At 62.5% G+C, this 18,811-nt stretch carries 18 protein-coding genes; 4 read left to right on the top strand and 14 right to left on the bottom strand.

Features of this window, described 5'->3' with window-relative positions; genetic code table 11:
• Nucleotides 1–85: 85 nt before the first annotated feature.
• Nucleotides 86–2,170 carry a carboxy terminal-processing peptidase gene (locus ABCR88_RS24180; protein ID WP_171820729.1) on the bottom strand — a complete coding sequence of 695 codons (2,085 nt, stop codon included), beginning with the start codon at nt 2,168–2,170 and terminating at the stop codon, nt 86–88.
• A 138-nt stretch (nt 2,171–2,308) separates the two neighbouring features.
• On the opposite strand from ABCR88_RS24180, the gene ABCR88_RS24175 reads away from it, so the two are divergent.
• Complete coding sequence (locus ABCR88_RS24175; RefSeq protein WP_041119459.1) at nt 2,309–3,271, top strand: NAD(P)H-quinone oxidoreductase; 963 nt, start codon at nt 2,309–2,311, stop codon at nt 3,269–3,271.
• A 106-nt stretch (nt 3,272–3,377) separates the two neighbouring features.
• On the opposite strand, the gene ABCR88_RS24170 is transcribed toward ABCR88_RS24175, so the two are convergent.
• From ABCR88_RS24170 to ABCR88_RS24145, 6 genes are all read right to left on the bottom strand, one after another.
• Nucleotides 3,378–4,031: an HAD family hydrolase gene (locus ABCR88_RS24170; RefSeq protein WP_011062661.1), complete on the bottom strand. Its 654-nt coding sequence runs from the start codon at nt 4,029–4,031 to the stop codon at nt 3,378–3,380.
• A 40-nt stretch (nt 4,032–4,071) separates the two neighbouring features.
• Nucleotides 4,072–5,061, bottom strand: a complete 990-nt coding sequence (locus tag ABCR88_RS24165) for an ABC transporter ATP-binding protein (protein WP_123472867.1) — start codon at nt 5,059–5,061, stop codon at nt 4,072–4,074.
• On the bottom strand, nt 5,058–5,858 hold the full coding sequence (locus ABCR88_RS24160; protein WP_325985103.1) for an ABC transporter permease: 801 nt from the start codon (nt 5,856–5,858) through the stop codon (nt 5,058–5,060). Before ABCR88_RS24160 ends, ABCR88_RS24165 begins: the two co-directional genes overlap by 4 nt.
• Nucleotides 5,845–6,690, bottom strand: a complete 846-nt coding sequence (locus ABCR88_RS24155; RefSeq protein ID WP_236183967.1) for an ABC transporter permease subunit — start codon at nt 6,688–6,690, stop codon at nt 5,845–5,847. The genes ABCR88_RS24160 and ABCR88_RS24155 overlap by 14 nt, the downstream gene beginning before the upstream one ends.
• Nucleotides 6,687–7,493 carry an alkaline phosphatase family protein gene (locus ABCR88_RS24150; protein WP_041119456.1) on the bottom strand — a complete coding sequence of 269 codons (807 nt, stop codon included), beginning with the start codon at nt 7,491–7,493 and terminating at the stop codon, nt 6,687–6,689. Before ABCR88_RS24150 ends, ABCR88_RS24155 begins: the two co-directional genes overlap by 4 nt.
• Nucleotides 7,494–7,617: 124 nt before the next feature.
• Nucleotides 7,618–8,685, bottom strand: a complete 1,068-nt coding sequence (locus tag ABCR88_RS24145) for an ABC transporter substrate-binding protein (RefSeq protein ID WP_015636612.1) — start codon at nt 8,683–8,685, stop codon at nt 7,618–7,620.
• Between the two features lie 362 nt (nt 8,686–9,047).
• Between ABCR88_RS24145 and ABCR88_RS24140 the strand changes: the two genes are divergently transcribed.
• Nucleotides 9,048–9,761 carry a UTRA domain-containing protein gene (locus ABCR88_RS24140; protein WP_011062655.1) on the top strand — a complete coding sequence of 238 codons (714 nt, stop codon included), beginning with the start codon at nt 9,048–9,050 and terminating at the stop codon, nt 9,759–9,761.
• A 39-nt stretch (nt 9,762–9,800) separates the two neighbouring features.
• Here the strand turns inward: ABCR88_RS24140 and ABCR88_RS24135 are convergent, their stop codons facing one another.
• From ABCR88_RS24135 to minC, 7 genes are all read right to left on the bottom strand, one after another.
• Entirely contained in the window at nt 9,801–11,957 is a 2,157-nt protein-coding gene (locus ABCR88_RS24135) for a mechanosensitive ion channel domain-containing protein (protein ID WP_041119455.1), read from the bottom strand.
• Nucleotides 11,958–12,035: 78 nt separating this feature from the next.
• Complete coding sequence (locus ABCR88_RS24130; RefSeq protein ID WP_011062653.1) at nt 12,036–12,212, bottom strand: hypothetical protein; 177 nt, start codon at nt 12,210–12,212, stop codon at nt 12,036–12,038.
• A gap of 111 nt (nt 12,213–12,323) precedes the next feature.
• Nucleotides 12,324–13,613, bottom strand: coding sequence for a M18 family aminopeptidase (locus ABCR88_RS24125; RefSeq protein WP_350023088.1), 1,290 nt, complete (start codon nt 13,611–13,613; stop codon nt 12,324–12,326).
• A gap of 124 nt (nt 13,614–13,737) precedes the next feature.
• On the bottom strand, nt 13,738–14,373 hold the full coding sequence (locus ABCR88_RS24120; protein ID WP_041119453.1) for an RluA family pseudouridine synthase: 636 nt from the start codon (nt 14,371–14,373) through the stop codon (nt 13,738–13,740).
• Nucleotides 14,374–14,465: 92 nt separating this feature from the next.
• Nucleotides 14,466–14,720 (bottom strand): cell division topological specificity factor MinE, encoded by a 255-nt coding sequence (minE, locus tag ABCR88_RS24115; protein ID WP_007898843.1) that lies wholly within the window; start codon nt 14,718–14,720, stop codon nt 14,466–14,468.
• A complete protein-coding gene (gene minD, locus ABCR88_RS24110) occupies nt 14,720–15,532 on the bottom strand; it encodes a septum site-determining protein MinD (RefSeq protein ID WP_011062650.1) in 813 nt (270 codons plus the stop codon). The genes minE and minD overlap by 1 nt, the downstream gene beginning before the upstream one ends.
• 200 nt (nt 15,533–15,732) lie before the next feature.
• Entirely contained in the window at nt 15,733–16,467 is a 735-nt protein-coding gene (minC, locus tag ABCR88_RS24105) for a septum site-determining protein MinC (RefSeq protein ID WP_011062649.1), read from the bottom strand.
• A 122-nt stretch (nt 16,468–16,589) separates the two neighbouring features.
• On the opposite strand from minC, the gene ABCR88_RS24100 reads away from it, so the two are divergent.
• The gene (locus tag ABCR88_RS24100; RefSeq protein ID WP_041119452.1) at nt 16,590–17,522 is read left to right on the top strand and encodes a lipid A biosynthesis lauroyl acyltransferase; all 933 of its coding nucleotides are present in this window, start codon (nt 16,590–16,592) and stop codon (nt 17,520–17,522) included.
• Nucleotides 17,523–17,572: 50 nt separating this feature from the next.
• Nucleotides 17,573–18,739: a patatin-like phospholipase family protein gene (locus ABCR88_RS24095; protein WP_041119451.1), complete on the top strand. Its 1,167-nt coding sequence runs from the start codon at nt 17,573–17,575 to the stop codon at nt 18,737–18,739.
• Nucleotides 18,740–18,811 lie beyond the last annotated feature (72 nt).

Below are 18,811 nucleotides of genomic sequence, written 5' to 3'. Positions count from 1 at the left end.
GCGGCGCCCGGTCCTTTATTTCACGACAGAATGATGACTGTTTAATGACGATCCGAGGAGCGATCGAATTAAATTGCCATCATCCTCAGTGCTTGGCCACCGAGGTGTTGAGCTTCAGATAGTCCAGCAGGATGCGCCCGGTTTCACTCAGGTAGGCGTCGTCTTCCGGCTTGGTCTTGTCCGGCTCGGCAGCAGCCAGTGCATCTTCGTCTTCTTTCTTCAGCTCTTTGAGCGGCTCCTCGCCCTTGGCTTTGCGACGGGCGTTTTCCAGGGCCAGTTGCTTGGCTTCGATGTCGGCATGCTGTGCCCGACGGTCCGCTTCGTTGAGGCTGACGGTTTTTTCCGCCATCAGCTTCTGTGCCAGGGCCAGCTTGTCGCGGATGAACACGAACTCCGGATCTTTCGCCGAACGGCTTTCGTGTTCGGCCTTGAGCTGAGCCAGGAATGGTTTGAACGGGTCTACCGCAGGCTTGATGGCCGGGCGGATGGTGTCCCATGGCATGGCTTCAGGCAGGGCGCTTTCGCCGATTTCCTTGGTGTCGATGATCGACGGATAGCCGATATCCGGCAGCACGCCCTGGTGCTGGGTGCTCTGCCCGGAAACCCGGTAGAACTTGGCCAGGGTCAGCTTCAGCTCGCCGTGGTTCAGCGGCTGGATGGTCTGCACGGTGCCTTTGCCGAAGGTCTGGCCGCCGATGATCAAGGCGCGGTGGTAGTCCTGCATGGCGCCGGCGAAGATCTCCGAAGCCGAAGCCGAGAGACGGTTGACCAGCAGTGCCATCGGGCCTTTGTAGAAGGCGCCGGGGTTTTCATCTTCCAGTACATCCACCCGGCCGTCGGCGTTGCGCACCAGCACGGTAGGACCCTTGTCGATGAACAGGCTGGTCAGCTCGGTGGCTTCCTGGAGGGAGCCGCCGCCGTTGTTGCGCAGGTCGATGACCACACCGTCGACCTTGTCTTTCTGCAACTCGGTCAGCAGTTTCTTCACGTCGCGGGTAGTGCTCTTGTAATCCGGATCACCAGCGCGGAAGGCCTTGAAGTCCAGGTAGAAGGCCGGGATCTCGATCACCCCGAGCTTGTAGTCCTTGCCGTCCTGCTTGAGGTTGAGGACCGACTTCTTCACCGCCTGATCTTCGAGCTTCACCGCTTCGCGGGTGATCGGCACGATCTTGCTGGTCTGGTCGTTTGGCGCATTGCTGGCCGGGATCACCTCCAGGCGTACCAGGGTGCCTTTCGGACCACGGATCAGCTTGACCACTTCGTCCAGGCGCCACCCCACCACGTCGACCATTTCCTTGTCGCCCTGGGCCACACCGATGATCTTGTCCGCAGGGGCTACCTGCTTGGTCTTGTCGGCAGGACCTGCCGGCACCAGGCGCACGACCTTGACCTGATCATTGTCGCTCTGCAACACGGCGCCGATGCCTTCCAGCGACAGGCTCATGTTGATATCGAAGTTTTCCGCGTTATCCGGCGACAGATAGTTGGTGTGCGGGTCGTAGGACATGGCGAAGGTGTTGATGTAGGCCTGGAAGATATCTTCGGCACGGGTCTGGTCCAGGCGCGCCAGCTGGTTCTTGTAGCGCTTGGTCAGGGTTTCCTGGATCTGCTTGGGATCCTTGCCGGCGATCTTCATCCGCAGCACTTCGTCCTTGACGCGCTTGCGCCACAGGTCGTCGAGTTCGGCGGTGGTCTTGAGCCAAGGAGCATCCTTGCGATCGATCAGCAAGGTTTCCTTGGTGGTGAAGTCAATTTTGTCGACGCCTTTGTTGAGTTCCGCCAAGGCGAAGTCCAGACGCGCTTTGACCCGGTCCAGATAACGCTTGTAGATGGTGAAACCGGCATTCAGGTCGCCGCTCTTGAGGAAGTCGTCAAACTGGGTTTTCCATTTGTCGAACTCCGCGATATCGCTGGCCATGAAGTAGCTGCGCGATGGGTCCAGCAGCTTCAGGTAGCTGTCGTAGATGATCACTGAGCGCGCATCATCCAGCGGCGGCTTGCTGTAATGGTGGCGTTTGAGCAGTTCTACAACATTGAGGCTGGCAATTACCTCATCGCGATCGGGCTGAAGTTGATCCCAGCTATTGGCTGCGAACGTATTGGTCGACATCGGCAGAAGGCCGAAACCAATGAATAGGGCGAGGGCGGTGCTGGGGAACAAATGCTTCATGCTGATTCGACGCGGGGGCAATTGATAACGCATATTAGGCCGTCTTTGAAGTCGCCGGTTCCATAAGGACCGGTCGCATAATGCAAAAAGCCCGGTGCTACCGCTCCGGGCTCAGTCCAGACTCACTATGGAGGCACTGTGAAAGCATTGCAAGGCGTTGAAGGTCATGTGGAGTGGGTTGAAGAGCCAAGTCCTGCCTGTGATGTAGGGCAAGTTCGCATTCGGGTGGCAGCCGCTGGCCTCAATAGGGCCGACCTGTTGCAGCGTGCGGGGCTCTATCCCCCACCTCCCGGAGCCAGCAAGGCCCTTGGCCTGGAATGCTCCGGGGTAGTCAGTGAAGTGGGCCCGGGTTCGTCCTGGCAAGTGGGTGATCGGGTCTGTGCCCTGCTGGCGGGCGGAGGCATGGCTGAAGAAGTGGTGGTAGATGCCCGCCATGTACTGCCAGTACCCGAAGGGTTGTCCCTGGCCGAGGCCGCGGCGCTGCCCGAGGTCTACAGCACAGCCTGGCTGAATCTGTTCCAGCTGGCAGCGCTCAAGCCGGGCGAGAAGGTCCTGCTGCACGCTGGCGCCAGTGGCGTCGGCTCGGCGGCTATCCAGCTGTGCAAGGCGTTCGGCAACCCGTGCTGGGTGAGCGTTGGTTCAGCCGATCGTCTGGCCTACTGCGAGAGCCTCGGTGCCCAGGGCGGTGTGGTGCGTACCGATGGCATTGAGGCGCTGCGGGACTTTGGGCCTTTTGATGTGATTCTCGACCCGGTGGGCGCCAATTATGTGGCCAACAACCTCAAGCTGCTGGCCCTGGATGGACGTTGGGTGCTGATCGGCTTGATGGGCGGGCGCGAAGCGCAGCTGGACCTGGCCCAGGTGCTTGCCAAGCGGATCCAGTTTCTGGGGTCGACGCTGCGCAGCCGCAATGACCAGTTCAAGGCCGACCTGTTGAGCGACCTTGGACAGAATGTCTGGCCGTTGTTCAGCGAAGGGCGTCTGAGCCCGCAATTGGCCAGGACCTTTGCGATCCAGGATGCAGAAGCCGCTTTTGCGGAGCTGGCGACCAATCAGGTCTCGGGCAAGCTGGTGCTGGTGATCGACCCCAGCCTGAGCTGAGCCCTGCAGGAGCAGGCTTGCCGGCGAAGGGGGCGTCAGGCCTGGCGGTCTGTTCGCTGGCAAGCCAGCTCCTACATAAGCCAGCTCCGGGGATCTCTGGGGCGGGTCACTTCCAGTGGTGGATCGGCCAGCCGGCTTTCTGCGCATGTTCACGCAGCACCGGATCCGGATTCACCACCTGCGGGTGGTCCACGCGCAGCAGCAACGGCAGGTCATTGCGCGAGTCGGAGTAGAAGGTCGCGCCTTCCAGGTTTTCCTCCTCGGCATCCAGCCATTGCAGCAGGCGGGTGATCTTGCCCTCGCGGTAGGTCAGGGTGCCAACGGTGCGGCCGCTGTAGACCCCATGCTGCACCTCCAGCTCGATTCCCAGGACTTCGTCGATACCCAGGCGCGCGGCAATCGGCTTCACCAGGTGAGTGCCCGAGGCCGAGATCACCAGGATCCGGTCGCCGGCCTGGCGGTGGGCGGCAATGGCCTTGCAGGCGTCGCTGAAGATGATCGGCTCGATCACCTCTTCGACCCAGGGTTCGACCAGGTGCGCGACCTCTTCCGGGGTGCGTCCGCTCATGGGTTCCAGGCTGAAGTCCATGAACTCCTCCATGGCCAGCTTGCCATGGCTGTACGCGTCCATCAGCTCATGGTTGCGACGCATGAACGACTCGCTGTCGACCCAGCCCAGGCGGCCCATCTGCTCGCTCCAGAGGGTGGCGCAGTCGCCGTGAATCAGGGTTTCGTCCAGATCAAAAATTGCCAAGGCCATCAGTGCCGCTCTCTCTTCAGGATCAATTGCGTGAATGCCATCAGGCTACCTCACACAGGGCTGTCGGATCGATGCTCAATGCCAGACGCTGGCCGTCGGCGTGCAGATCATCGGCCGAGCGGTTGAGTACATCCACCACCAGCTCCACACCTCGGGCCTCGACCCGATAGCGGATCACGTTGCCCAGCAGGCTGTGGCTGCGTATCAGCGCATCCAGTGGGCCTTCCTTGCGCAGTTCGATGGCTTCCGGGCGGATGGCGATGCGGCCGCTGACCGGCCGCTGCAGCAGCTTGCTGGCGCTGTCGGCATCCAGCAGGTTGTAGTTGCCGATAAAGCCCGCGGCGAAGGCGTCCACCGGGGCGGTGTAGAGGGTTTCGGCATCGCCGCTCTGGACGATCCTGCCCTGGTTCATCAGGAAGATCCGGTCGGACATGGTCAGGGCTTCTTCCTGGTCGTGGGTGACGAAGATCGTCGTCAGGCCCAGTTCCCGCTGGATGTTGCGGATCTGTTCGCGCAAGTGCTTGCGGATCCGTGCATCCAGGGCCGACAGCGGTTCGTCCAGCAACAGCAGGCGCGGGCGGGTCACCAGGGAGCGGGCCAGGGCCACGCGCTGGCACTGGCCACCGGACAGCTGGTGCGGGTAGCGGCTGGCGAAGTCGTTGAGCTCCACCAGTTGCAAGGCTTCCTGGACCCGCTTGCGGCTGTCTTCGGCGCCGACCTTCTGCATGCGCAGGCCAAAGGCGACGTTCTGTTCCACGGTCATGTTGGGAAACAGCGCGTAGCTCTGGAACACCATGCCGATCCCGCGTTTCTGCGGGCTCAGGGGCACGATGTCCTGGCCGTCGAGGAGGATCTTGCCGCCGTCCACCGGGGTCAGGCCGGCGATGCAGCGCAGCAGGGTCGACTTGCCGCAGCCGGAAGGGCCGAGCAGGGTGACGAACTCGCCCTTGCGGATTTCGCAATTGATGTCGCTGAATACCGTGGTGCCCGCATAGTTCTTTTGCAGGTGTTGGACGCTGACGAAGCTCATTGGCTTTTGTCCTTGTTCAAGATGTTGGCGGCCCAGGTCAGAAGCAGCACGAAGAAGAAGTAGGAAATCACCAGGGCGCTGGTGAAGTGGCCGCTGCTGTTGCGCATGTTGTTCAGGTAGACCTGCAGGGTTTCATAGCGGGTGCCCACCAGGATGTTGGCGAACACGAACTCGCCGAACAGGAACGAGAAGGACAGCAGCAGCGCCACCATCAGGCCCTTGCGTAGGTTCGGCAGGACCACCAGGAAGGCTGCCTGCCAGGTACTGGCGCCCAGCAGTTGGGCAGCGTCCATCAGGTCCCGCAGGTTGATCGCCTGCAAGTTGTTGGTGATGGCCCGGTACATGAACGGCAATGCCACGGTGAAGTAGCAGCCGATGAGGATCCAGGGCGTGCCGACCATGGCCAAGGGCCCCGAACCATAGAGTTGCAGCAGGCCCACCGAGGACACCACCGGCGGCACCGCGAAGGGCAGCAGGATCAGGATGTTCATCAGCGCATCGAGCTTGGGGAAGTGGTAGTGCACCACGAACAGCAGCGGCAGGATCAGCACCACTGAAAGCACCAGCGCACCCACGCAGACCAGCAATGACTGGCCGAAGGCATTGAGAAAACGTGGGTCGCTCCACAGCTGCAGGTACCACTTGAAGGTGAAGCCGCTGGGCAGGATGGTCGCCGACCAGCTGCTGGCAATCGAGTAGACGAAGGTCCCCAGCAGCGGCAGCAGAAGGATGGCAAACAGCAGGTAGACCACCACCCGGTGGTAGAGCGCGGCGGAGCCGGGTTCAGCGCGAGACATGGTAGCTCCTCTTCAACAGCAGTTGATGGACGATGGTCACCAGGGTCATCAGCGCCACCAGCACCACGGCCAGGGCGCTGGCCATGTTCGGATCCAGGGAGATGTCCCCGGAGACCATGGCGGCGATGCGGATCGGCAGGACGTTGAAGTTGCCGGTGGTCAGGGCGTAGACCGTGGCGTAGGCGCCCAGGGCGTTGGCCAGCAGGATGACGAAGGTGCCCAGCAGCGCCGGGGTCAGCACCGGCAGGCCGATATACCGCCAGAACTGCCAGCCGTTGGCCCCCAGCAAGGCGGCGGATTCACGCCAGTCCTCGCGCAGGGCGTCGAAGGCCGGGTAGAGCAGCAGCACGCCAAGGGGGATCTGGAAGTAGGTGTAGAGAATGATCAACCCAGTTTTGGAGTACAGGTTGAAGTCCTGAATGATCCCCGACTGCTTGAGCATGATGGTGATGGTGCCGTTGAAGCCCAGCAGGATGATGAAGGCGAAAGCCAGGGGCACCCCGGCGAAGTTGCTGGTCATGTTGGCGAAGGCATTGACGAAGTTGCGCAGGCGCGAATCCACCCGGCGCAGCGAGTAGCTGCCCAGCACGGCGATGATGATGCCGAACACGCTGGACCAGAAACTGATCTCCAGGCTGTACTGGATGGCCTGCAGGTAGAACTTCGAGCTGAAGATCCTGGTGAAGTTGGCCAGGCCCCAGCCGAACTCTTCCGATTGCAGGCTGTTGATCAGCACCCACACCAGGGGGGCAATCTGGAACACGATGAAGAACAGGGCGAAGGGCACCAGGCACAGGGCCGCCAGCCATTTGCCACGGGTGACTGAATTCACTTCAACAGCTCCCGGCAGAAAGGTTTGTCATGGGGCGCGCCCAGCAATTGGCAGACGGTGCCGCACAGTTCGGTCTGTTTCGGCGCGGCAGCGGGGTCGAGGCTGAAAGCGTCGCCGAGAACGAACAGCGGGACCTCTCGCTCCTCGGCCAGCAGGCCATTGTGCGAGCGGTCGTTGTTCATGCCGTGGTCGGCCGTCACCAGCACCTGGTAGCCGGCGTCGAGCCAGCCTTGCAGGTAGTCGGCGAGAATGATGTCCGCCGAGCGCGCGCTGTTGCGGTACTGCGAACTGTCCAGGCCGTGCTTGTGTCCGGCGTCGTCGATGTTCATCGGATGCACCAGCAGCAGGTTGGGCTGATGGCGCAGGCGCAGGTCCTCGGCGTCGGCGAACAGATGGGAGTCGGGGTAATGATCGCTCCAGTAGAAGTGGCCGTACTGGATCGGCAGTTCAGGGTTTGCGGTGTGCCGGTCTTGCGGGGCGTTGAAGGGCGAACGGTTGTACAGCTCGCTGACCCAGTGATAGGCGGCGGCGGCAGTGCTCAGGCCGGCCTCGCGGGCGTAGTGGAACAGGCTGCGCTGGTTGGAGAGGCGCGAGACTTGGTTGTGCACGATACCGCTGTCGATCGGCCGCACGCCGGTGAGTATGCATTCGTACAGCGGGCGGGAGAGGGCAGGTAGTTCGCATTGCAGTTTGTACAGGGCGGCGCGGCCAGCACCGACGTAGGCTTGCAGGTGCCCCATGGCGAGTCGGGCAACTTCGTGGTTGAGGCCGTCGAGCACCACAAGGATGACGTTGTGCTTCATGAGGTGGAGGACTCCGGGATCGGGTGTGTAGGCGCCAGCTTGTCGGCGAGTGGCCTGTGTGCGCTTGTCTGTGCAGCGCCTTTGAGCCATTCGCCGGCAAGCCGGCTCCTACAGGGATGCAGCCTTACTGCATGTTGATGATCACTTCTTCCTGCCACTTCTGCGGCAGGCCCTTGGAGGTTTTCTCCCAGGCATCGGCGTCCTTGATCGGTGTTACGTGCTTGTACTGCTCGTTGGGCAGCAGGTTGGCCTGTACGTCCGCCGGCAGGGTCAGGTGCTCGGCACGGATCGGCCGCGCATTGCCGCGGGCCAGGTTGGTCTGGCCGGCGTCGCTGAAGATGTACTCGCGGGTCAGCTTGGCGGCGTTGGGATGCTTGGCGTACTTGTTGATGATGGTGGTGTAGCCGGAGATCACCGAGCCGTCCGACGGGATCAGCACGATGTAGTCGTCCTTGTTGACCATCTTGTTGCGGTAGCTCAGGCCGTTGAAGTCCCAGACCACGCCGACTTCCACTTCACCCTTTTCCATGGTGGCGATGGTCGGGTTGGCCAGGGACAGGCGCCCCTGCTTGGCGATTTCGGCGAACATCAGCAGCGCCGGCTGGATGTTCTTCTCGTCACCGCCCTTGGCGATGGCGGCGGCCAGTACGCCGTTGGCGGCCTGGGCGGCGGTGCTCACGTCACCGATGGACACCTTGTACTTGCCCTTTTCCAGGTCGGCCCAGCTCTTCGGCGCTTCGGAGCCGTGCAGCAGCTTCTTGTTGATGATGAAGGCGATGGTGCCGGTGTAGGCCAGCGCCCAGTTGCCGTCCTTGTCCTTGGCCCAATCCGGGACCTGGGCCCAGGTGCTCGGCTTGTAGGGCTGGGCCACGCCCTGCTTGACCGCGATCGGGCCGAAGGCCGCGCCAACGTCGCCGATATCGGCGCTGGCATTGTCTTTCTCGGCGGCGAACTTGGCGATCTCCTGGGCCGAGCTCATGTCGGTGTCGATGTGCTTGAGGCCGTAGGTCTTGGCCAGGTCTTCCCAGGTGCCTTTCCAGTTGGCCCAGTCATCGGGCATGCCGACGCTGTTGACCGCGCCTTCTGCTTTCGCAGCGGCTTCCAGGGTTTTCAAATCGTTATCAGCAGCCATGGCGGCAGTGCACAGGGCAATGGTCGAGCCTAACAGTGATGCCAGGAAAAGCTGTTTCATCCGAAGCTCCTTTGGGCGTGTTCAACGCTGCGTTTTATCGACAGTCTTGCGGTGGGTTGGTCTAGGTCAGCAATACCTGAGCCAATTTAGGCGGGTTGGATGACACTTTGATGTCGGTACCAACGATCGGCGCGTGGATTAGGGCGCAGGTCCGGGGCTGCGAAATAAGCGTAGACCATGGCCAAACACGCGCAGAACAAGGATCTGGCGGGTAATTTGCAAGCGAGTGGCAGGCCCGCTGAGCGCCTTTGTCATCTGTCAGTCATATGCATTGCCTAGGCTTTGTGCACGGATGCAGAGCACTGCCCCGGCCATAGCGCTGCCCTGAAACAGTGCTGGTCTAGTCCAGATAGGTAACGTTGATGCGTATTGATGCAACCAAAGCGGTGACAGCCATCGGCCAGGTCCTGCAGGAGCAGATCGCCCACGGGCTGTTGGCGCCCGGTAGCAAGCTGCCGGCCGAACGCAAGCTCAGCGAGCTATTTGCCACCACCCGCATCACTGTGCGTGAGGCCCTGCTGCAACTGGAGGCCCAGGGCCAGATCTACCGTGAAGAGCGTCGTGGCTGGTTTGTTTCGCCGCCGCGCCTGGCCTACAACCTGATGCAGCGCAGCCACTTCCACGCCATGGTCAGTGCCCAGGGGCGGGTGCCCTCCACCGAGGTGATTTCCGCGCGCCTGCAACCGGCATCGGCGGCGGTCTGCGCCTGGCTGCAATTGCCGGCACTGTCCAGCGTGATCCAGATTTGTCGCGCACGACGCATCGATGAGCGGCTGGTGCTGTATGTCGAGCACTACCTGAACCCCAAGTATTTTCCGAAGATTCTCGATCTGGACCTGAACCAGTCGATCACCGAACTCTATGCCCGGCATTACGACCTGCACTACGGACGGGTACGCTTTGAAATCGTGCCCACCTCACTGCAGCCGGAAGCGGCGGCGGCCTTGAAGGTTTCGGTGGGCAGCCCGGGGCTGCGGATTGCCCGGGTGAACTATGACCAGCACGAGCGGCTGATCGATTGCGACCTGGAGTTCTGGCGCCATGACGCGATTCATGTCGGTGTTGACGTTCTTTAGGCGCCAGTGTCGTTCGCCGGCAAGCCGGCTCCTACAGGATCACTCCTTTTCCGCGCCGCCGCCTGCGGTGATCACCTGGATGCTCATGCGCGGCGTAGCCAGGTCCAGCCCGGCTTCGTCGAGGTGACGCTTGAGGGACAGGTTGAACGCCCGGGACACTTCCCACTGCTTGATCGGTGCGGTCTTGAAGCGGGCCCGGAGGATGGCGCTGCCGGACTCGAAACTCTCCACCCCCTGGATTTCCAGCGGCGACCAGATATTGCGGCGCTGCAGGGGGTCGGTGCGCATCTTCTGGCCGACATCGCGCATCAGCTTGATTGCGTCGTCGATTTCCATGTTGTACGGGATCGCCACGCGGAAGATCGCGTAGCCGAACTCCCGGGAGTAGTTCTTGATGCTCTTGATTTCGCTGAACGGGATGGTGTGCACGATGCCGTCGATGTCCCGCAGGCGCACGGTACGGATAGTCAGGCCCTCGACGGTGCCCAGGTGGCCGCCGACATCGACGTAGTCGTCGATGGCCAGGGAGTCCTCGATGATGATGAACAGGCCGGTGATCAAGTCCGCTACCAGGGACTGGGCGCCGAAACCGATGGCCAGGCCGATGACACCGGCACCGGCCAGCAGCGGCGTGACGTTCATGCCCATGTTCGCCAGGGCAACGATGGTGGCAATGATGAAGATCGCCACGAACAGCACGTTGCGGATCAGCGGCATCATGGTTTGCGCGCGCGCGTTGGCCAGGCCCTTGCGCGAACGGGTCAGGGCGTGATGCACCGCGGTGTCGCTGAGAATCCAGATCAGCCAGGCAAAGATCAGGGTGCCGCCGAGGCTGAACAGCTTGACGCTGACTTCATGGCCATCGCCTTCGGTGAAGCGGATCAGCGACATGCCCCAGACCCGCAGGCCGAGCTCGATGAATGCCAGCCAGACCGCCAGGTGAGCCAGGGTGTAGAAGAAGCTTTTCAGCCGCTCGGAGTACAGCGCATGGCGTTTGTGCCCGCGCTGGGGCTTGAGGGCATGGCGGCGTACCAGGCCGTTGATCACCATGCACAGCACCAGCAGTACCGTGCACAGCAACGACTGGCGCAGGGCGGTGCTGGTGTCGCCGGCGGAAACGAAGGTGGCGAACAGCGAGATACCTACCAGCACCAGGGCCGGCAGGTACCAGAAGGTGCCGATGATCTCGATGGTGTCGCTCAGGGCCCGGCGGGTCAGGCGCCGTGACAGCGGCTGATTGCGGATCAGGTGGGCGATGGGGCGGCGGAAACGCAGGATGAACACGCCGGTGGACAGCGCCGCCATGACATTGGCGAAGGTCGCCGCGGTATGGGCCAGGTGCTGGCCCAGGCTGGCCACCATGCGTGGGTCGCTCAGGGCCTCGCCAAAGGCGGCGAAGCTGCCGATCCACCACAGCGGGCGGAAGGCCTGGCGCCGCAGGATGTACAGGGCGCGATGGCGGTGCGGGCCATCGAGTACGGAGAACGCCACCACGCAGATCGCCGAGAAACAGGTGCCGACCACCAGGGCGTAGGCCAGGACCATGGCCAGGTCCTTGCCCAGGGAAGAGGGCAGGGAGTAGGTCATGTAGACCGTGATCAACAGGGCGATCAGCCAGGGGCCGAGCTTGCGCAGGGCAAAGCGCAGCAGGTCCCAGGTCTTGGGATGCTGGGGCAGGTCTTCGGTCAGGCCGAAGCGCAGGCGCACCCGGTGGCTGAGCCAGATCAGCGCTGCTGCCAGCAGGCTCCAGACCATGAGGATCAGGGCAAAGGCAAAGATGATCGGCAGCCACTGGCTGGCTGGCAGCATCAGTGCCGAGAGTTCTTCCTTGGCCAGGTCGAACTCGTCGGACCAGCGGGTAACCGGGCTGTCGGCCCCGGAGAATTGCTTTTCCAGGTTCGACAGGGTGCCGCCGATCAGGCCCAGTACGCCTTCTTCTGGAGTTGGCTGGGCTTTTTTCGTGGCATCCCGCAGTTTCTTCAGGTCCGCCAGCAGCTTGGCCCGTTGCTGGTCGTTCTCCAGGGACTTGATCACCTCGTCCAGGGATTGCCCCAGGGGTTCCTCAGCCTGGGGCTGCGCCTTGGTCTGGTTGCCCAGCAAGCCAGGCAAGCCCACCGCCTGGGCGCTCCCCAGGGGCAGCAGGGTCAGCAGGCAGACGAGCACATAGCAGGGCAGGGCAAAAAGACGAGCGAACACTTGGCGGTCAACCTCGGGAAAAATGGATCGACCGAGTGTACGAGGCCGCCAAATTCAATGCGAGGGTGAGTGCTGCATTTATTCCGCGAGCTTGGCCAGGATCTTGTAGACCACGGTGCCGAGAATCAGCAGCATGCCGATCCACATGCTGAACACACCGAGGTTCTTGTCCCGGAAGTTGAAGCCGATGGCCAGCAGGATCATGCCCGTGAGAATGGGGATGAGCATGGAGTGGAACGAAGACATCGAGATCATGGCGACAGCCTTGTCAGGAGGAGTAACTGTAAGTCTAGGTCGCTTTGTCGCGGCCCGGGTTGATGTGCATCAGAAACAGGCGGGCGTGTGTTCACGCGCCCGCCCTCTGCCTCATGGCAGTTCGTGGCTAGCGTAGAAGGCGCTCAGCACTTTCACCAGATGAGCCAGGTCATGGCTGCCACAGAGCTCGCGGATCGAGTGCATGGCGAAGGTCGGCAGGCCTATGTCCACAGTGCGTACCCCCAGATGGCTGGCGGTGATCGGGCCGATGGTCGAGCCGCAGCCCATGTCGCTGCGCACCACGAAGCTCTGTACCGGCACTTCTTCGGCCATGCACAGGTGGCGGAAGAAGCCGGCGGTTTCGCTGTTGGTGGCGTAGCGCTGGTTGCTGTTGACCTTGATCACCGGGCCGGCATTGAGCTTCGGCCCGTGGTTGGCGTCGTGCTTGTCGGCATAGTTGGGGTGCACGCCGTGGGCGTTGTCTGCGGAGATCAACAGCGACTTCTGAATGGTACGGACGAATTCGTCACCTTCGGGCAACAGGCGGCGCAGGGTCTGTTCGAGCATAGGGCCGTCGGCGCCGCAGGCCGAGCAGGAGCCGACTTCTTCGTGGTCGTTGCACACCAGCACGCAGGTTTCATCGCTGTCGGCCGTCAGCAGGGCCTGCAGCCCGGCGTAGCAGGACACCAGGTTGTCCAGGCGTGCGCCGGCGATGAAGTCACCGTGCAGTCCTATCACCGCGGCGCTCTGGGTGTCGTAGAAGCTCAGTTCGTAGTCCAGCACCACGTCGGCGTTCAGACCATGCTCGCGGGCCAGTTGGTCGGTCAACACCGCGCGGAAATCCACCCGTTCGTCACCGGCGAACTGGGCCAGGATCGGTGGCAGTTCGTTCTGCGCGTTGATCGCCCAGCCCTGGTTGGCTTCACGGTTGAGGTGAATGGCCAGGTTGGGAATGATCGCGATCGGTGCCTTGAAGTCGATCAGTTGGCTTTCCACCTTGCCGTCGCGGCGGAAGGTCACGCGGCCGGCCAGGGACAGGTCGCGGTCGAACCACGGAGCCAGCAATGCGCCGCCGTAGACTTCGACGCCCAGTTGCCAGAAGCCCTGGCGTTGCAGTTCCGGCTGGGGCTTGACCCGCAGGCAGGGGCTGTCGGTGTGGGCGCCTACCAGGCGGATGCCGCCTTGCAGGGGCGAATGCCGGCCCAGTTTGAAGGCGACGATGGAGGAATCGTTACGAGTGACGTAGTAGCGGCCGTTGGCTTCGGTGGTCCATGGCTCGCGCTCGTCGAGGCGCTGGTAACCCGCCGCTTCCAGGCGTTGAACGAGGCTGGCAGTGGCATGGAAAGGGGTAGGGGAGGCCTTGAGAAAGTCGATCAGGCCTTGGTTCAACTCTTCGCGCATAAGTAGCTCCAGACAGCAGTGGCGCGAGTTTAACGTATAGGAGTGCCTTGTAGGAGCCGGCTTGCCGGCGAACAAGGGCCGCTGGGGCGGCCTTTGCCCGCAAGCCGGCTTGGGCGGCGTGCGCTCAGAACGGAGCGGGGCAGTCGAAGCGCAGGCGCTCGCCGGTCTGGGGGTGGGTGAAGCTGAGCATGCTGGCATGCAGGCACAGGCGTGGCCAGGCCGCCAGCGCCTGGGGATGGGCGTACAGGCCATCGCCCAGCAGCGGGTGTCCGATGGACAGCATGTGTACCCGCAACTGATGGGAGCGGCCGGTGATGGGGGTCAATTCGACCCGGCACCAATCGCCGCAGCGTTCCAGGACGCGCCAGAAGGTCAGGGCATGCTTGCCGAATTCGTGGTCCACCACGTGCCGGGGCTTGGTGGGCGGATCGTAGCGCAGGGGCAGGTCAATGCTGCCGCTGTCCAGTTCCGGCTGGCCCCAGCAGAGTGCGGTGTAGGCTTTTTCCGTTTCGCGGTCATGAAACTGTCGGGACAGTTCGCGATGAGTGTCTGCGTCCCGAGCCAGCAGAATGATCCCCGAGGTTTCCCAGTCCAGGCGGTGGACGATGCGGGCTTCCGGGTAGCCGTTTTCCTGCAGGCGGGTAATCAGGCAATCCTTGTTGTCGTCGGCGCGGCCGGGGACGGAGAGCAGCAGGGTGGGTTTGTTCACCACCAGGACGGCGGCGTCCTGATGCAGGATGTGGATATTCGACAACGGCATTGAAACAGCCTCGTAACAAACGCCAACGGCGGCTCGCCGACCTCGATGCAATGCATGAGGCCCGCGAGCCGCCGTGGCTCCCGTCGGATCAATCAGCGATCAGGCAGGGTGATATTGAGTTCCAGGATCGAGCAACTGCCCTGGTTTTCCAGAGCGACGTGCACGTCGTCGGACCCGATATTGACGTACTTGCGGATCACTTCCACCAGTTCCTTCTGCAAGGCGGGCAAGTAATCAGGGGTGCTGCGCTGGCCGCGTTCATGCGCCACGATGATCTGTAGACGCTCTTTCGCTACCGACGCGGTGCTGACCTTTTTGCTGGCACGAAAGAAGTCAAAAAGATTCATTATCTACCTCCAAACAGGCGCTCGAAGAATCCCTTCTTCTCGACATCAAGGAACCGGTGCTCCACGGTTTTGCCCAGCAGGCGGTCAACCGCATCGCTGTAGGCCTGGCCAGCATCACTCTGGTCGTCGAGAATCACCGGCACGCCCTGGTTGGAAGCCTTGAGCACTGCCTGGGATTCCGGAATGACGCCGAGCAGGGTCACTGCCAGAATTTCTTTGACGTCTTCAACACCGAGCATTTCGCCATTGCTGACACGCTCCGGGTTGTAGCGGGTCAACAGCAGGTGTTCCTTGATCGCGTCCTCGCCCTTTTCGGCGCGACGGGATTTGCTGGCCAGCAGGCCGAGCATACGGTCGGAGTCACGCACCGAAGACACTTCAGGGTTGGTCACGACAATCGCTTCGTCGGCGAAGTACATGGCCAGGTGCGCGCCTTTCTCGATACCGGCCGGGGAGTCGCAGACCACGAACTCGAAGGTTTCCTTGAGTTCCATCAGGACCTTTTCCACGCCTTCCAGGGTCAGCGCGTCTTTGTCGCGGGTCTGGCTGGCGGCCAGTACGTAGAGGTTTTCCAGGCGCTTGTCTTTGATCAGGGCTTGCTGCAGGTTGGCTTCGCCGTTGACCACGTTGACGAAGTCATACACCACGCGACGCTCGCAGCCCATGATCAGGTCGAGGTTACGCAGGCCGACGTCGAAGTCGACGATCACTGTTTTGTGGCCGCGCAGAGCGAGGCCGGTACCGATAGCGGCGCTGGTGGTGGTTTTACCCACACCACCCTTGCCGGATGTAACCACGAGAATCTTGGCCAAGGTGTTTCACCCCTAAGGAAAAAGGACTTTTAGCCCCTGAAAAACATCTCTTGAAAACTACTGCAGTCGGACAGCCTTGGCTGGAGCTCGGTCAGCGGCAGGGTTTATCGTCGATAAACACTGCTGATTGCCAATTTCCTACTTCGTTTGAGCCGTTTTCGCTACGTTTTAGAGATGCTTGGAAAATGCGGCAGTATCCGTTAAAGACGTGTGATGTTCAACACGTCACCCGACAGGCTGACCTGGACTCCGGAGCCCCACAGCGGGTCGCGTCGCAGGTCCTCGGAAACCTTGTACTGGCCTGCGATGGAGATCAGTTCAGCGCTCAATTGCTGACAGAAAATCCGCGCCTTGGTGTCACCCTTGACTCCAGCCAGGGCACGACCGCGCATGGGGCCGTATACATGGATATTGCCATCGGCGAGAAGTTCCGCACCGGGGCTGACCGAGGACACCACTACCAGATCGCCACCCTGGGCATAGATCTGCTGCCCGCCGCGTACGGGCGAGGTGATGATGCGAGTCGGTTTGATGGTGGGTTCCGGCGGTTTTTCCGGCTTCTTGATTTCACTTTCCGGTGGCTCCAGCGGCCGCTCCCGGGCGCCGGAAGGCGGCAGCACCGGCAGGTCGACGGCAATCGCCGCGGCAATGTCTTCGATGCGGCTGGCGCGGATCGCCAGGGTCCGCAGGCCGTGCTGGCGGCAGACGCGCATCAGCCCGGGCAGATCCACCGAGCCTTCGCCAGCAGGCAGCTTGTCCAGGGCCAGTACCAGCGGGGCGTTGCTGAAGAAGTTCGGCGCCTGGGCGACTTTCGCGGCCAGTTGGCGATCGAGGCCTTCGAGGTCGTTGCGGGCCAGTTCCAGCACGGTGATGGCGAGCATGCTGCCCTTTAACTGGAACACAGGATCTTGGTCTAGCGATTCGGTTTGGCTCATGGTCTGCAGAAGGCGGCTTGTCACTAAAAGTGCCGAGACTTATAACGAGATCGCCCGCGCCCCGCAAGCCAGGTCGAACCGATGTAGAATGCGCGACCTTGTTGTCTGTCCCGGAATCTGTAATGGATCGCCCGCGTTTTCGAGCTGCATTCTTGTCTCCACGTTTCTGGCCGCTGTGGCTGGGGCTTGGTGTGTTATGGCTGATCGTCCAGTTGCCCTATGCCGCACTGCTGCACATCGGTCGCGCCCTCGGGGCGCTGATGTACCGGGTGGCCGGTGAGCGCCGGCGGATTGCCAAGCGCAACCTGGAACTGTGTTTCCCGGAAAAGTCCGCCGAGGAACGCAAACGCCTGCTCAAGGAGAACTTCGCCTCCACCGGGATCGCCTTCTTCGAGATGGCCATGAGCTGGTGGTGGTCCAAGCCGCGGCTGGCTCGGCTGGCCCATGTCGAAGGGCTGGACTACCTCAAGCAGGCCCAGCGCGACGGTCATGGGGTGATTCTCATGGCCCTGCACTTCACCACCCTGGAGATCGGCGCGGCGCTGCTGGGCCAGCAACACACCATCGATGGCATGTACCGCGAACACAAGAACCCACTGTTCGACTTCATCCAGCGCCGCGGCCGCGAGCGCCACAACCTCGATTCCCTGGCGGTGGAGCGCGACGACGTGCGCGGCATGCTCAAGCTGCTGCGGTCCGGGCGGGCGATCTGGTATGCGCCGGACCAGGACTATGGCGCCAAGCAGAGCGTTTTCGTGCCGCTGTTCGGTATCCAGGCCGCGACGGTCACCGCTACCAGCAAGTTCGCCCGCCTGGGCAAGGCGCTGGTGGTGCCTTTCACCCAGGAACGCCTGGCCGATGGCAGTGGGTACCGTCTGGTGATCCATGCCCCCCTGGCGGATTTTCCCGGCGCCACCGAAGAGGAGGATTGCCTGCGGATCAATCAGTGGGTGGAAACCGCCTTGCGCGCCTGCCCCGAGCAGTACCTCTGGGCTCACCGTCGCTTCAAGAGCCGGCCGCCAGGCGAGCCCAAGCTCTATAAGAAGCGCGGTTGACCCTCCGGCCTCGATGAGCGGCCCTGGTACGCCATGGATGGAGTGAAGCAATGAGTGCTGGACCGGTAACAGGTTTGATTCTTTCCGGCGGTGGTGCCCGGGCCGCTTATCAAGTCGGCGTGCTGGCGGCGATTGCCGAGTTGCTGGGCCCGGGGGCGCGCAACCCGTTCCCGGTGATCGTCGGCACTTCAGCGGGGGCCATCAATGCCGTCAGCCTGGCCAGTGGCGCCGCGGACTTTTCTGCGGCGATCCAGCGCCTCACGGCGTTCTGGCGCAACTTTCGCAGTGATCAGGTAATGCGCAGCGACTGGCCCGGGGTCATTCGCCAGGCCAGCCGCTTTGTCGGCCACAGCCTGCTGGGGCTGGGTGCCCAGGTGCCGGTGGCGCTGATCAACAACTCGCCGCTGCGCGAGCTGCTCAACGAACACATGCACCTGTCGGGCATCAACGACGCGATTGCCCAGGGCCAATTGCACGCTGTGGCGGTAACCGCGTTCGGCTACGAATCCGGCCAGGCGGTGACCTTCTATCAAGGGGGCGGGGTGATCGATCCCTGGCTGCGGCATCGACGGATCGGCATTCCCACCCATCTGACGGTGGACCACTTGCTGGCCAGTTCGGCGATCCCCTTGCTGTTCGCGCCGGTGAAGCTCGACCAGGAGTATTTCGGCGATGGGGCGGTGCGCCAGTCGGCGCCCATCAGCCCGGCCCTGCACCTGGGGGCCAGCCGTGTGCTGGTGGTGGGCGTCAGCGGCAACCCGCGGGGCAACGATCCGGAGAGTGCCGGGCAGCGGACCTATACCGGTCAGGAGCCGACCCTGGCGCAGATTGGCGGGCACATGCTCAACAGCACCTTCATTGACAGCCTGGAAAGCGATATCGAATTGCTGGAGCGGCTCAATCACTTCAGCCGGTTGCTGCCCGGCAGTGCGGCCGACCGTGCCCTGGGCATTGCTCCAGTGGAAGTACTGGTGATTGCCCCGAGCCAGCCTATCGACGAGATAGCGGCACGCCACCGGCATGAGTTGCCAGCGGCGCTGCGAGTGTTTCTGCGCGGCCCCGGGGCGACCCGCACCAGCGGCGCAGGGGTCTTGAGTTATCTGCTGTTCGAAGCGCCCTACTGCAACGAGCTGATCGAGCTGGGCCGCAGTGACGCCCTGGCCAAGCGCGAGGAGCTGGCGCGCTTCCTTGGGCTGACGCGCGCGCCACGGGCCTGAATCCGCTTGGGAGCATGCACGCGCCTGCGTGCGGAACAATGCGCGCAGCCCTTCCTGCTCTCTATTGCCGGC

This window comes from Pseudomonas sp. W17, assembly GCF_040268305.1.
In the GTDB taxonomy this organism is placed as follows: domain Bacteria; phylum Pseudomonadota; class Gammaproteobacteria; order Pseudomonadales; family Pseudomonadaceae; genus Aquipseudomonas; species Aquipseudomonas protegens.
This window is presented reverse-complemented; position numbering and strand designations above follow the sequence as displayed.

Excerpts from the sequence above, each read along its gene's own strand:
- ABCR88_RS24165 (WP_123472867.1), bottom strand. The coding sequence starts at position 5,061 with ATGAGCTTCGTCAGCGTCCAACACCTGCAAAAGAACTATGCGGGCACC.
- ABCR88_RS24160 (WP_325985103.1), bottom strand. The coding sequence starts at position 5,858 with ATGTCTCGCGCTGAACCCGGCTCCGCCGCGCTCTACCACCGGGTGGTG.
- minC (WP_011062649.1), bottom strand. The coding sequence starts at position 16,467 with ATGAGCCAAACCGAATCGCTAGACCAAGATCCTGTGTTCCAGTTAAAG.
- ABCR88_RS24095 (WP_041119451.1), top strand. The coding sequence starts at position 17,573 with ATGAGTGCTGGACCGGTAACAGGTTTGATTCTTTCCGGCGGTGGTGCC.
- ABCR88_RS24130 (WP_011062653.1), bottom strand. The coding sequence starts at position 12,212 with ATGATCTCGATGTCTTCGTTCCACTCCATGCTCATCCCCATTCTCACG.
- ABCR88_RS24170 (WP_011062661.1), bottom strand. The coding sequence starts at position 4,031 with ATGGCCTTGGCAATTTTTGATCTGGACGAAACCCTGATTCACGGCGAC.
- minE (WP_007898843.1), bottom strand. The coding sequence starts at position 14,720 with ATGAATCTTTTTGACTTCTTTCGTGCCAGCAAAAAGGTCAGCACCGCG.
- ABCR88_RS24145 (WP_015636612.1), bottom strand. The coding sequence starts at position 8,685 with ATGAAACAGCTTTTCCTGGCATCACTGTTAGGCTCGACCATTGCCCTG.
- ABCR88_RS24140 (WP_011062655.1), top strand. The coding sequence starts at position 9,048 with ATGCGTATTGATGCAACCAAAGCGGTGACAGCCATCGGCCAGGTCCTG.
- ABCR88_RS24125 (WP_350023088.1), bottom strand. The coding sequence starts at position 13,613 with ATGCGCGAAGAGTTGAACCAAGGCCTGATCGACTTTCTCAAGGCCTCC.
- ABCR88_RS24150 (WP_041119456.1), bottom strand. The coding sequence starts at position 7,493 with ATGAAGCACAACGTCATCCTTGTGGTGCTCGACGGCCTCAACCACGAA.
- ABCR88_RS24100 (WP_041119452.1), top strand. The coding sequence starts at position 16,590 with ATGGATCGCCCGCGTTTTCGAGCTGCATTCTTGTCTCCACGTTTCTGG.
- ABCR88_RS24120 (WP_041119453.1), bottom strand. The coding sequence starts at position 14,373 with ATGCCGTTGTCGAATATCCACATCCTGCATCAGGACGCCGCCGTCCTG.
- ABCR88_RS24180 (WP_171820729.1), bottom strand. The coding sequence starts at position 2,170 with ATGAAGCATTTGTTCCCCAGCACCGCCCTCGCCCTATTCATTGGTTTC.